Source organism: Rhizobium sp. AQ_MP, from assembly GCF_014237835.1.
Taxonomy (GTDB): Bacteria; Pseudomonadota; Alphaproteobacteria; order Rhizobiales; family Rhizobiaceae; genus Allorhizobium.
Genome location: NZ_JACJVI010000018.1, coordinates 1 through 12,787 on the forward strand (window position 1 = coordinate 1; position 12,787 = coordinate 12,787).

General features: G+C 60.5%; 14 protein-coding genes. 2 read left to right on the forward strand and 12 right to left on the reverse strand.

Annotated elements, in window-relative coordinates:
• Nucleotides 1-359 precede the first annotated feature (359 nt).
• A complete protein-coding gene (locus tag H6M51_RS20400) occupies nt 360-809 on the forward strand; it encodes a MarR family winged helix-turn-helix transcriptional regulator (protein ID WP_210314893.1) in 450 nt (149 codons plus the stop codon).
• Between the two features lie 12 nt (nt 810-821).
• Here the strand turns inward: H6M51_RS20400 and H6M51_RS20405 are convergent, their stop codons facing one another.
• The 8 genes from H6M51_RS20405 to H6M51_RS20440 all read right to left on the reverse strand — a co-directional run bounded on the left by H6M51_RS20405 (nt 822) and on the right by H6M51_RS20440 (nt 7,596).
• The gene (locus tag H6M51_RS20405) at nt 822-1,331 is read right to left on the reverse strand and encodes a flavin reductase family protein (RefSeq protein WP_185811645.1); all 510 of its coding nucleotides are present in this window, start codon (nt 1,329-1,331) and stop codon (nt 822-824) included.
• Between the two features lie 26 nt (nt 1,332-1,357).
• Nucleotides 1,358-2,107, reverse strand: a complete 750-nt coding sequence (locus H6M51_RS20410) for a PDR/VanB family oxidoreductase (RefSeq protein ID WP_246780607.1) — start codon at nt 2,105-2,107, stop codon at nt 1,358-1,360.
• 227 nt (nt 2,108-2,334) lie between these two features.
• A complete protein-coding gene (locus H6M51_RS20415; RefSeq protein ID WP_246780608.1) occupies nt 2,335-3,072 on the reverse strand; it encodes an SDR family NAD(P)-dependent oxidoreductase in 738 nt (245 codons plus the stop codon).
• Nucleotides 3,073-3,095: 23 nt separating this feature from the next.
• The gene (locus H6M51_RS20420) at nt 3,096-3,590 is read right to left on the reverse strand and encodes an aromatic-ring-hydroxylating dioxygenase subunit beta (protein ID WP_185811648.1); all 495 of its coding nucleotides are present in this window, start codon (nt 3,588-3,590) and stop codon (nt 3,096-3,098) included.
• Nucleotides 3,587-4,861 carry an aromatic ring-hydroxylating dioxygenase subunit alpha gene (locus tag H6M51_RS20425; RefSeq protein ID WP_185811649.1) on the reverse strand — a complete coding sequence of 425 codons (1,275 nt, stop codon included), beginning with the start codon at nt 4,859-4,861 and terminating at the stop codon, nt 3,587-3,589. The genes H6M51_RS20420 and H6M51_RS20425 overlap by 4 nt, the downstream gene beginning before the upstream one ends.
• An 18-nt stretch (nt 4,862-4,879) precedes the next feature.
• A complete protein-coding gene (locus H6M51_RS20430; RefSeq protein WP_185811650.1) occupies nt 4,880-5,242 on the reverse strand; it encodes a hypothetical protein in 363 nt (120 codons plus the stop codon).
• A 27-nt stretch (nt 5,243-5,269) separates the two neighbouring features.
• Entirely contained in the window at nt 5,270-6,418 is a 1,149-nt protein-coding gene (locus H6M51_RS20435) for an acyl-CoA dehydrogenase family protein (RefSeq protein WP_185811651.1), read from the reverse strand.
• A complete protein-coding gene (locus tag H6M51_RS20440; protein ID WP_246780609.1) occupies nt 6,415-7,596 on the reverse strand; it encodes an amidase in 1,182 nt (393 codons plus the stop codon). Before H6M51_RS20440 ends, H6M51_RS20435 begins: the two co-directional genes overlap by 4 nt.
• Before the next feature lie 430 nt (nt 7,597-8,026).
• Between H6M51_RS20440 and H6M51_RS20445 the strand changes: the two genes are divergently transcribed.
• Nucleotides 8,027-8,593, forward strand: a complete 567-nt coding sequence (locus H6M51_RS20445) for a nuclear transport factor 2 family protein (protein ID WP_185811652.1) — start codon at nt 8,027-8,029, stop codon at nt 8,591-8,593.
• A 157-nt stretch (nt 8,594-8,750) separates the two neighbouring features.
• Here the strand turns inward: H6M51_RS20445 and H6M51_RS20450 are convergent, their stop codons facing one another.
• The 4 genes from H6M51_RS20450 to H6M51_RS20465 all read right to left on the reverse strand — a co-directional run bounded on the left by H6M51_RS20450 (nt 8,751) and on the right by H6M51_RS20465 (nt 12,603).
• Nucleotides 8,751-10,259: an aldehyde dehydrogenase gene (locus H6M51_RS20450; protein WP_185811653.1), complete on the reverse strand. Its 1,509-nt coding sequence runs from the start codon at nt 10,257-10,259 to the stop codon at nt 8,751-8,753.
• Between the two features lie 68 nt (nt 10,260-10,327).
• Complete coding sequence (locus H6M51_RS20455; RefSeq protein ID WP_185811654.1) at nt 10,328-11,179, reverse strand: intradiol ring-cleavage dioxygenase; 852 nt, start codon at nt 11,177-11,179, stop codon at nt 10,328-10,330.
• Nucleotides 11,180-11,191: 12 nt separating this feature from the next.
• On the reverse strand, nt 11,192-12,259 hold the full coding sequence (locus tag H6M51_RS20460) for a maleylacetate reductase (RefSeq protein WP_185811655.1): 1,068 nt from the start codon (nt 12,257-12,259) through the stop codon (nt 11,192-11,194).
• A complete protein-coding gene (locus H6M51_RS20465; protein ID WP_185811656.1) occupies nt 12,259-12,603 on the reverse strand; it encodes a Dabb family protein in 345 nt (114 codons plus the stop codon). The genes H6M51_RS20460 and H6M51_RS20465 overlap by 1 nt, the downstream gene beginning before the upstream one ends.
• Nucleotides 12,604-12,787 lie beyond the last annotated feature (184 nt).

Below are 12,787 nucleotides of genomic sequence, written 5' to 3' on the forward strand. Positions count from 1 at the left end.
GAGTTTGAATGCGAGAGTCTTGGTCATTGGCTTTCCTTGAGCAAAGACCCAACCCAAACAGTGGCTTGGTCTGGACTTGATTGGCGTTTCCGAAGTGTGGCGGCACGTCTATAAAAAATTGCTAATTTCGGATCTTGTGGCCAAGAGAATCGACACCTGGAGCGACGCCTATTCGCAGCGCGGCCAGAGATTGCTCCGGAAACAGGCAAAATGACTTTTACGCACACCAGCAAAGTCGACTTTTGATATGTCTGTTGGTGAACCGCTTGGCGTTGACGAGCGCCACCCTGACAGAATAAGCGTAAACTTACCGTGAAAATTGATATAAACAGCCTGGTGAATGAGAGATTGGAGTCGCTGTGAGCGCCAAGATTGTCACCCCACATTCCAAAAAGACCTGGCCTTTCTACTGGATCAGCCGTGTTGACCAGCGCTATGTGCAGGTTCTGGAAAAGCGCCTGAAGCCCATGGGCATCGATGCACCACGCTGGCGGGTCTTGATGTCGCTGAGCGAGGACGCCTATCTGTCCGTCTCCGAGATTGCCGAGTTTTCCGCAATGCGGCTCAACACGACGACCAAAGTGGTGCAGCGACTGATTGCCGACGGGCTCGTCACAACCCGTGTTCGGCCGAGTGACGCGCGCGCAACAGAGGTCTGCTTGACACCAGAAGGCCAGCGCATGGGTGCGCTCGCCCTCGAAGAAGTGCTCGACATCTTCGACCTTGCCTTCCGTTCCGTGAGCAATCAGGAAATGGAGATGCTCAACAGCATTCTGGAGAAGGTGTTCCTTCAGCTGAAGCGCATGTAGGCAGCCCATGCTTCAGCGTGCGGCTTCGGCCTGGAGGTGGTGGAAGTGACGGCCGAACCAGATGAGGCTTTCCGGCTGATCGGAATGCAGGCGCACCGCATCGACCTCGCACGTGAGAACCGAATGGGAGCCGACGGAGCGGACGTCGACGATCCGGCAGTCAAAGGCGACTTCGGCATCGTCGAGCACCGGAGCCCCCGTTGCAAGCGTAATCCAGTCAGCGCCATCGAAACGATCACCCACATCCTTGCTGGCGAAACGGCGCGACAGATCCTGATGCCGCCCACCCAGGACGTTGACGGCTAACACCGCGTTCTCGACGAAGAGATCGTGACAACGGATGCCGCGATTGACGCAGACAATCAGGGTCGGCGGGCTGTCCGTAACAGAAACCACGGCCGAAGCCGTCATGCCATGGCGACCTGCAGGGCCGTCCGATGTCAGCAGTGTCACGGCAGCACCAAGACGGCTCATGCCCTCCCGGAAGGTCAAAGCGGCTTCAGTCGGCTGCGGCATTGTCATGATCTCCTCCTTGGCGCCTTGGCGCATCAAACATCCAGAACCAGTTTCGAGCTGCAGGACCGCGAACAGCAGGCGCAGATCATCGTGCCCTCCTCCCGCTCGTCGTCGGTCAGGAACTTGTCACGATGGTCGGGTTTTCCATCCAGCACATCCGTTACACAGGTGCCGCAGACCCCCTCCTCGCACTTGACCTCGACTTTTACACCTGATCTGGCGAGGGCCTTGGCGATCGTGTCCTGCGGGCCGACGGTGACCGTGATGCCCGAGCGGCGCGCCTCCACTTCGAAGCTTTGGCCCGATGTGTCCACGTCGGCGCTGAAATACTCGCGATGAATATTTGCAGACGCATGTCCGGCCGCCTCAGCACCGGAAATCACCCAATCCATGAAACCTTGGGGCCCACAGACATAAAGATGCGTATCGGCAGCCGGAGGGGGCAAATCACGAGTCAGATCCAGCTTTTGCTCTGGCGCCTGATCGTCAAAGTGAAAGATAACCTTATCCTTCCACGGCGCATGCGCGATAATCTGGCAAAACGCCGTGACGGCGCGGGAGCGCGTGCAATAGTGCAGCACGAAATCTCGACCGAGCGCATCCAGCCGTCGCGCCATGGCAAGCATCGGCGTTACCCCAATCCCCCCGCCAAACAGGACGGTTTTTCGGGCGGTCTCGGCGAGCGGAAAATGGTTCCTTGGACCATCGACCTCGAAAACCACGCCCGGCAGAGCCAGCTTGTGAACCGCAGCGGAGCCGCCGCGTGTCTTCGGATCGAGCAATACGCCAATCTCGTAGAAACCCGTTTCCGCAGGATCCGAACACAGGGAATACTGGCGCCACAGATCGACTTTGCCGTCATTGAGCCGCAGGTCGAGATGCGCACCTGCTTCGAATTTCGGCAAGGGCCTGCCATCCGGCCGTGCCAATCTCAGGCGAAGAATGTTACCTGGCTCTTCCAGCCGTTCGGCAATTTTCAGGGTCAAGCCTTGCGAAGTCATAGTCCACCTCACCGCATGTATATGCCGCCATTGACGTCCCAGCAGGCGCCGTTGACGAAGTCAGCCGTTGGACCGGCCAGGAGAGCAACAAGCTCGGCGACGAAGACAGGGTCGCCCAGCCTTCCCACGGGAATATTCGCGAGCGCGGCTGCCATTTTCTCCGGCGTGATGACAGACCGCACCATGGGCGTATCCATAGGACCGGGGGCGATTGCGTTGCAGGTCACGCCGAAAGGCGCGAGGTCGCGAGCGAAAACCTTGGTCAGCGTCAGGATGGCACCCTTGGAGGCGGCATAGTGGGCACCCGTTGCCGTGCCGCCATTCTGTCCCGCGAGCGAGGCCAGGTTCACGATGCGGCCGAAGCCGCGATGCTTGAAATGGCGACCGAAGATCTGACTGCCGGCGAAAGTGCCGCCGGCATTCGTGGCGAGCACCGCATTGAAGTCTGCCGGATCGATGTCGAGCAGCGGTTTCACCGCCGTGCGGGCGGCATTGTTGACCAGCACCTCGACCGACCCCCAGCGCTCGACACACCGATCGAGGACAGACTGGAAGTCCTCGGGCTTCGATACGTCAAGCGTCGCGGTCACCGCCGTCTCACCCGCGAGATCCAGTTCGGAGGCGAGGCTTGTACCCGCCTCCGCATCCACATCGGTGATCACCACGCGGAAACCGGCACGGTGAAGTGACCGGACGATCTCGGCACCAAGCCCGCGAGCGGCTCCCGTAACGACCGCCGTCTGCATTTTTTCAGGAAGGGGTGCCGCCATCAGAACAAATAGCTGAACGAATTCAGCATCCCATCCGAGTTGAGAAGACGCACCACCTTGCTGCGGATCTTGAAGCCTTCGCCCGAAGCCACCAGCACATGGCGCACATTGGCGGCCCAGATGCGCTGTCGGCCGAACTTGTCTTCGACCACCTGCTCGGCGCTGGAAACCGTGACTGTATCCCCCTCGACGGCATCGATGACGAAACGCGACACGGTGCGGACTGTGCGCGCTGGCGGGGCCGACGAGATCGAAAAGCCCTGCTGGAAGCGCTGGATCCGGTCTCGCCGCATCCGATCATTGTCATGGCAAAGGTTCAGCTGATTATCGAAATCATCACCTTCGCCGATCGGCAGCGTGTAGAAGCCTTCCGGTATCCAGAGCGCGAGCCAAGAATCGTAGTCCTTGCTATCCAGAAGCGACGCTTCGGCCCAGAGGTAAGCGCTGACCTTTTGCAGCAGGACCAAGTCCGTGGTTTTGACCATCATATTCATACCGACATCATCCTCTTCCACATCTGATAGGCGGCACGCATGCCGGTTTCAGCGCTGATATGACCACGCGGACCGAGGTCACCAGCTTGCTCGTCAACGAGGCCTCGGTTGACCAGAATGGGCAGATCCTCGCCCCCTTTCGTGCCGCGCTGGACGCGCTCCCAGACTTCGGCATCGTCGGGCGATCCGAAGCCCATGGGGCCCTGGAAATGCTCGTGCAGGCGAAGCCGCGCGCGATTGGCCGCCGCCGGTCCGCCATCCATCCCGATCGCGATATGGCGAATATCTGTGCGCTCGACGTTGACCGGGGTCAGTACGCGGAAGAAGGCCAGAGAAAGAGAGACGTTGGGGAAGAGGTTGAGATTGAAGCCGGCACCACCCACGGCACGCACGATCTTCAAGACCTGGTCTTCCGGATACCCATATTCGCGAAGCTCATGCACCAGCGGCATGAAACGCTCTTCGATCGGATCATCGAGATGTTCATCGAGATCGATGCGCTCGGGGATCATCACCATGACGGAATGGCCGTTGCCAAGATCCTCGACATAACCCTTGCCGGTGTCGAGGAACTTGAAGGCCTCCTCCGCATCGCCGTCGAGCGACTGCATGAAGCTCTTGTGCACGACGGGAAAGTGATAGGCATCGGTCGTGTTTTCGAGCTGGATCTTCCAGTTCATCGGCACCGTGAACTGGTGTTCGCCGAGCACCTTCACCGGGAAGCCGCCACCCTGCTTCATGAACAGATCGATGTAGCGACAAACGCCCGGCCCGAGGAAATCGACCAGCGGCTCAATCTCGTCATTGAAGGTGGCGAAGATCATACCGGCATAGCTTTCGGTACGCAGAGACTTGAGGCCATGCGCGCCCTTGTCGAAATCCTCGCCATACTGTTCCGGATAGGGCAGTCCTCGCAGCGAGCCATCCAGCCCATAACCCCAGCCATGATAGGGGCACTGGAAGGATGAGGTCTTTCCCTTCTTCACCTCGCATACCGTTGCGGCACGATGGCGGCAGCGGTTGACGAGGACGTTGATGTCGCCCTTGCGATCACGCACGACGATGACCGGCTCCAGGCCGACATTCGACAGCTTGAAAGATCCCTTGTCCGCGACCTCGCTTGCATGGGCGACCCAAACCCAGGTGCGTTTGAAGATCCGCTCCATCTCTTGGCCGAAAAGGTCGGCATCTTCGTACATTGCGGTCGCGACCTTGGCTTCGGGCGAGTAAAGGGCGTCGAGATCGCTGAGTTTTTCTGCTGCGTTCAACATGACAGCTCCTATCCGTTCTCAGAGTTCGGGAATGGTGAGCGCGCGGCCCATGCGGGCTTCGACGCGCATGTATTTCCAGAGCCGATGATCTTCCTCATCGACCACGATCGTGCGCAGAAGGTTGCAGGCCGCGATCACCGACTGCCGGTCGGGGAAATCGCAAAGCATGTACCAGGTCCAAGGAAAGGCAGGCGACGTGCCGACCTGGGTCTGGTCATCGTCAAGCGTGCCAAGCACGGTCACGCCGTCGAGTTTCGCGACGCCGGCCATGAAGGCCTGTGTCGCCTTCCACACGCCGCCGATCTGTCCGAACGGCAGATCGAAGAAGGCAGGCTGGACGGCCAGGCAGAGCAGGGTCCTTATGGGTGTCGGTTCAGACATGGAAATCTCCTTTTGAAAATCTTGTGTTCAGGGGTAGCCGGGCGGCGTCTGCTGCTCGAAGAGCGCAGCACCGGCTGCCTGCCAACTGCCGGCATTGATGAAGGCATGCTGGGCGACACAAGCAGCATCGACCATGGCTCGCCCCAGCGGATGGCCGGATGTCATGGCATCCGAACCGCCGAGCACGAAGGCGATACGAGCGGCTTCGGCCCCGTCCTGCGCAGCCTTGGAGGCAGCATGGCGCAGCCGGATATGGGTCGGCCGGTCAATCTCGCCCTGGCTCTCCAGCTGCCGCCACCCGGTTTCAATGGCATCGTAAAAGGCAGATCGCGCTCCGGCGAGCAGACCCTCGGCACGCGCAAAATCGATCTGGACGTAAGCCCGGGCAGCGGGGCTTGGGGCCCCTGTGATCGAAGTTCGGGCGAGAGCATCGCTACGGACCCAGTCAAGCGCAGAGCGCGCCGCACCGAGTGCCACCACCGCCAGCACTTGCGCTGCAAGGGCCATGGCCGGATACCGGAAGATGATATCATCCATCTGTGGTTTGCCCCCGCGGATGAACGTCCAATCCTCGGGCACGATCACGCGGTCCGCCACGATGTCATGACTACCGGTGGCTCTGAGGCCAATCGTATTCCAGGTTTCGTCGACCGTGACCTTGTCGCGCGGCATGATGGCCGTGCGCGGCAGCGGGCTAGACTCGCCCTCGATCTTGATGCCGGCACCAACGATGGAAGCCCCCATTACGCCCGACCCCCATGGCCAGCGTCCGCTGACTTCAAAACCGCCATCCACACGTCGGGCGGCTTGCGGCGGGAACATCGCGCCCGCAAACACCGTGTTGGGGTCCTTGCCGTAGATCTTCGCGTATGTTTCTGGCGGCAGAGATGCCAGATAGGTGGCCGAAACGCCAAAGCTGGCGACCCAGCCGGCAGACGCATCCGCCGTGGCGATCTCCTCAACCAGCCGACAGAAAGCCTGTGGCGTTAGTCCGTCCCCGCCGAAACGTTTCGGCACGAAGGCACGATAAACGCCAACCTCCTGGAACCTCCGGACGATATCGACAGGAATATGCCGCAGATCCTGAAATTCCTGTCGTCTGAGACTGATCTCAGCCTTCAGGGCCTTCAGGGCCTCCAGCGCGTCGGCGGGCGCAATGCTGCTATGGGAATTCATGCTTCTCCCCTCAAGTCTGAGAACATCGGGTGGTGATCGCAAAGCCAGCGAGCGACTGCACAGAGCCGTGCATCAGCACCCTTGCGAGCTATGAGCTGGACGCCGGACGGCAGACCGCTCGAGGTTACGGCAGGCAGGACCAGTGCCGGGTGACCCGACAGGTTGAACGGCCGCAGATACCGGGTCAGTGGCAGGACCTTCGCCGGTTCAGAGGCTTCCGTCAGAAGCGGTGGCGCCTGCGGCAGAGCCGGCGTGACAATTACGTCGAACCTCGAAAGACGGTCGTTGACGGATTGCGTGAACGTGGCTCGGATGTTTTCGGCCTCGGCGAGCATGACGTCACTGATCAACAGTGCACCCTCCAACCTGAGGCGGACATCCGTTCCAAACTGCGCCGATGCCTCGAGAAGAGCCCGGTTCGCATCCAGTGTTTCTCGCGCGATGATCGTCATCCCGGCGCGAAAGGCTGCGTCCAGCTCCGGCAAGTCGATTGAGCCTGCCACCAGCCCGGCTAGACGAAGAGCCTGATGCGCTTCGATCATGTCGGGATTGTCGGCCTCATCGATCGCCAGGCACGCGATGCGCGGAGCGCTCGTCAGCGTTTCGGTCTGATAATCAGGGGCGATCATCTCCATGGCGCGGTCGATCATGTCGATGGTTCGTGCCAGGGGGCCGATGCAGTCGAGAGAACTGACCGCCGGCAATGCCCCTCGACGATCAACGCGTCCGAAGGTGGGCTTGAACCCGATCACGCCACAGCAGATCGCAGGTTGCCGCACCGAACCGCCGGTATCCGTACCGATCGCGAAATCGACAGAGCCCGCGGCGACCGCGACGGCAGAACCCGACGACGAACCGCCTGGGATGCGATCAGGCCAGCGAGGATTGACGGGCGTACCTTCATAGGCATTTACACCGGTCATGCCGTAGGCGATTTCATGCAGGCGGGTCTTGCCGACAATGCGACATCCCGCTTCGAGCAATCGATCGACAACCGCGGAATTGGTCAGCGCTGGAGCGGCATCCGCATAGGCTGCCGATCCGCAGCGTGTCACATGACCAGCGATATCGAGACAGTCCTTGACCGCCACGGTTGGGCCACCATCGACACCGATCGCCAGCATGCTGGCAAAACCCGTCGCCGCCGCACTCCCGTATTGTCCATCCCAGCTGTTCATTTCGCGTTCCCTTTTACGTGAAAATTACTGCAATAACGCGCGCTGTCAATCCGGTATCTGATCCGCTGAAGATATTTTTTTGTTTTAGATCAATTACTTAGGAAGATGGCAAAGCTTCGCCCCCGGCATGAAGCCGTTCCGGTCTCCGGATAGGGATGTCTGAGCCCGCCTCCTCAGCAGGTCAGCGTTTCTGTTGTACCACATGGCCCACGAGATCAGTGTTGCAGCGACTGCAATTCTGTTTTCTGGCGGTGAATTTCCCGATAAATCAGAGGGTTATCGGCGTAGCCTATTAAATCAAAAATTACGTGAATATTACCGCTTGACGCGGAATGGACCCCGGCTACCATCGTCAGAGCGTGGCTGACGGGACGAGCGATCCCGAGGTCGTGACCGCGCCGAGGCACTTTCATCTCCAACGAGGAAAATCATGACCGGAGAGACCGATATCATTGCCCTGTTGCGCCGCATCGAGGTGCTTGAGGCGGAAGCCGACATCCGCCGCATCCAGGCGCGTTACATGTTCCTGTGCGATACGCCAAATCCCGAATTCGGTGTCGCCGACGACATGGAGCGCATCGACCGGATCATGCAGCTCTACACCGAAGATGCCGTCTGGGAAGGCGTCGGCGAATACTACGACAATCAGTTCGGACGCGCCGTGGGTGCCGCTGCTATCCGCAAACATTTTGAAGGCTTCTGGGGCGGCAAGACGGACCCGGCGCTGATCCTCAACTGCCACTATCTGACGTCGGAACAGATCCATGTGCACGACGGCGGGACGACTGCCGATGGCCAGTGGGTCCATATGCAGCCCTGGCTTTTCTCTGACGGCAAGGCGTTGCTTCGCTCGTCGCGACTGAACAACACCTTCCGCAAGGAGCCGGACGGCACCTGGAAGATTACCCGCACCCGGACCGAAAACGTCTTCGTGGCGCCGCTCCCGGCCACCTGGGCGTCCGACTATCCGTCTAAATCGGTGCTAATGAAACCGTAAGGCCTTGCCGACGGAAGACGCGGCTCCAGCAATGGGACAAACATGAAAAAACGCTCCCGGCACCAACCGGGGGCGTTTTTGCTTGACGGAGAAAGGGCTGATAGCGAGGCCAGGCGCGGACGCACCCGGTTTCCCGGAAGCGCCCGAATCTTTCACCTTATCGATATGCGACGCAGACGGACTTGGTCTCGAGATAATTGTCGAGCGCGCCGCGTCCGTGTTCACGGCCAATGCCCGATTGCTTCATGCCGCCGAAGGGCATGTTCTGATCCGGGATGTTGTGGCTGTTGACCCAGACCGTACCGGCTTCGATCTTCGGCACATAACGCATCATCTTGTTGATATCCGTCGTCCAGATCGATGCCCCAAGGCCGTAGCGCGTGTCATTGGCCATCGCGATCGCCGCATCCGCATCGTCGAACGGCGTCATGGTGATCACAGGTCCGAAGACCTCGTCCTGCATCAGGGCCATGTCCTGCCGCACATCAGTGAAAAGTTCCGGCGCGACGAAGAAACCCTGTGACGGAGCCGTGGCACCGATAACCGGCTTCGCGCCATCTTCAATGCCGCGCGCAATGCACGCCTTCACATGCGCCTGGTGGCGGGCGGAAACGACCGGGTTGATCTGGTTACGCGGGTCGAGACCCGAACCGATGGCGAGACTGCGGGTGACATTCGCGATCACCTCCAGCGCCTTCTCGTAGATGCCCTTCTGGGCATAGATGCGCACACCGGCGCAGCAGGTCTGCCCGGTATTGAAGAAGCTGCCGATGCCGGCTGCGACGCCAAGCAGGTCGAGGTCCATGTCGTCGAACATGATCATCGGGGCCTTGCCGCCGAGCTCCAACGTGACACGCTTCATGTCCCTCATCGCCTGCACGCCGATCAGCTTTCCCGTCTCTGTCGAGCCGGTGAACGTGATCTTGGCGACTTGGGGATGCGCAACGAGCGGCGCTCCGGTTTCCTCACCGAAACCGGTCACCACATTGACAACGCCCTCGGGAACGCCGGCTTCCAGGCAGATTTCAGCCAGGCGGATCGAGGTGAGCGGCGTTTCCTCCGCCGGCTTCAGCACCACCGTGCAACCGGCTGCAAGCGCCGGCGCGATCTTCCACACAGCCATGTTGAGCGGGAAATTCCAGGGCGTGATCGCTGCAACGACCCCGACGGCTTCCTTGCGGGTAAAGGCCTGGTAGCGCATGCCGGGCGGGATCGGGATGGAGACGTCGAGCGTTGATCCCTCGATCTTGGTCGCCCAGCCCGCCATGTAGCGGAAATACTCGGCCGAGGACTGAACCTCGATGAGACGCGAGAGCATGATCGACTTGCCCTGGTTCAGCGTCTCGAGCTGGGCAAGCTCCTCGCCATGGGCTTCGATCAGATCGGCAATCTTCAGGAGAATGCCTTGGCGCTGGGTGGGCAGCATCTGCGACCATGGGCCCTCGAACGCGCGACGCGCCGCCTTCACGGCCAGATCGACATCCTCGGCGCCACAGGCAGGGACCTCGGCCAGCACCGAGCCATCGGCCGGGTTGAAGACGGAATAGGTCGTGCCAGACAGCGCCGCATGCGGCTTGCCGTCGATCAGACACTTCGGTGCGGACAGAAAGGCGGTGACCTGCGCAGAGATATTGGTCACGGCACTGTCAGGTTGGGCGATTTTCATAATGTTTCCCTCCGGTTTGGTTTTGTTCGTTCAACAGCTGCGTTCCCGGCGCAGCTGTCCGTCCAGGCTCAGGCTTGCTTCGCTACGGCAGGAGCGAGGACAAAATCGAAATGCGCCCGCCAGCGCTCACTGGGGCTCACGGCCGGCTTGAAATCGACGATCAGCGTTTCCTTCACACCAAACACGGCGTCAGAGGTCAGATAGGCGTCGCCGGCGACGAAGATGTGGGTAATGAGGCGCTCGCAACCGGGTGCCGAAACCAGGAAATGCATGTGCGCCGGACGCCAGGGATGGCGTCCGAGCGCCTCCAGCATCTTGCCCACTGGGCCGTCGTCAGGGATCGGATAGGCGACCGGCTTGATGCCCCGAAATGCATAGCGGCCATCCTTGCCGGTCCGGAAGATGCCACGATTGTTGTAGGGTGGCTGTACATCCGGCTGCTGCACGTCGTAGAAGCCGTCCTCATTGTCCGACCAGACGTCCACCAATGCGTTTTCAATGGGATTGCCATCGAGATCGAGCACCCGACCTTCGAACAGACAGGTCTCGCCCTTGCCATCGAGGCTGATATTGGCGCCCATCTCGCGCTCCGGCGCGCCATCGACGTGGAAGGGGCCGAAAACCGTGGTCTCTGTGGCCTGACCGGGAGACCGGTGGTTGATCGCATCGACCAGCATGGAGACGCCGAGTACATCGGAAAGCAGGATGAACTCCTGCCGCGTATCCGAACAGAGCTGCCCGGTCCGGGTCAAGAAATCGATGGCTGTAGCCCACTCCGCTTCCGTGAGCTCCACATCCTTCACGAAGGCATGCAAGTGGGTCACCAGCGAAGACATCACGCGCTGCATGCGCGGCGAGACCTTGGGGCCCATACGTTCGTTCACGACCTCCGCCGATGCCTCCTCGGTGAAATAGCGCATATGACGTCCTCCTCAGTCGATGACAGGCCGCTCACCGGAATAAGCACGGACGATCAGCGCGGTGATCGCCTCCTTTTCCAGCGGACGCGGGTTCCAGTATGGGTTGGCAAAGGCACTCTCCACGGCCTTGCCGATGCCGTCCTCGGGCATGCCGATCTGGGAAAGCGAAGCAGGCGCCCCGATGGCGCGAGCGAGATCGAAGAGCGTTCCGGACGGATCGGGGCCTAGAACACCCGAGAGCTTTTCCATCACCTGAGGCATGGCCGGCGCGTTATAGGCCAGCGCATGCGGCAGGATGATCGTATGGGTCTCCGCATGCGGCAGATCAAAGCTGCCGCCGAGCGTGTGGCAGAGCTTGTGGTGCAGCGCCATGCCGACCGACCCCAGGCAGATGCCACAGAGCCAAGCCCCATAGAGCGCATCCGCACGCGCATCACGATCGCCAGGGTCCTTGGCAATCATCGGAAGTGCACGCGCCAACGACCGGATCGCCTCGATGGCGAGCGCCGAGATGATCGGGTTCGCCTCGCGTGCATAAAGTGCTTCTATGGCATGCGCCATCGCGTTAATGCCGCTGGTCCCGGACATTGCGACCGGTAGTCCGAGCGTCTGCTCGACATCATAGATGACGACTTCCGGAAGCACCTTGAGCGTGGTCTGTGTCCGCTTCACGCCGCTCTCGGTCTGGCCGATGATCGGCGTCATCTCGGAGCCGGCATAGGTGGTCGGCAAGACCACCTGCGGCAGATCGGTGCGCAGGGCGATCGCCTTGGAAAGCCCGATCGTCGATCCGCCGCCAACGGCGACGAGCACATCCGCTGAAAGCGCTTGCGCCTGTTTCGTGGCAAGCTCACTGACATCAACGGGCGTGTGCATCACGGCACCGGCGAAGACGCCGGCACCCGCCGGCCCGAGCAGCGCAAGCAGCGTCTCTGCTTCCTTCTTCTGGGCAGGCGTTGCCAGGACCAGTGCCCGCTGCTTGCCGAGACGTGCGAGTTCCTCCGGCAAGCGGGCTGTCGTGCCGAAGCCGAAGATGACGCGCGCGGGGTGACTGGTGTAGACGAAGTCTCGATCAGCCATCACGCGGCATCCATCGAGCCGAGGCAGTAGTCCACCTGATAGCGGGCGACCCTCAACCCTTGCAGTCGGTCTCGGACGGCCAGGTGCAGAGGATGCGTCGCGTAAGCCTTCAGGCTAGCTTCGCTGTCGAAATCGGTGACGAGAACCATGTCGCACGCATAGTCGATGCGGCTGTGGTCGATCCCGATCTCCAGCCGGATCAGGCCCGGGATGCGGCCACGCAATGCCTCGAACGCATTCCGTACGGTATCAATTGCCGCATTCCGCTCGGCCGGCGTGTTTCCCGCGACATTCCACATCACGATGTGACGAACTGGGAAAGATGTGGGACCGGCATCGGGCATCAATGAACTCCAGATATTGCGTGATCGGCTGTTTGCGACGATTGCGAACCCCGGCATCCTGCACGCCAAATGAAACGTGATAAATCACGTAAATCGGAAAACATTCTTGCAGATCCCGCAAGACCGATAACTCCCGTTCAGCCCACTTGATAAAATGCATATTTAGGTGAATATTACCGTTATA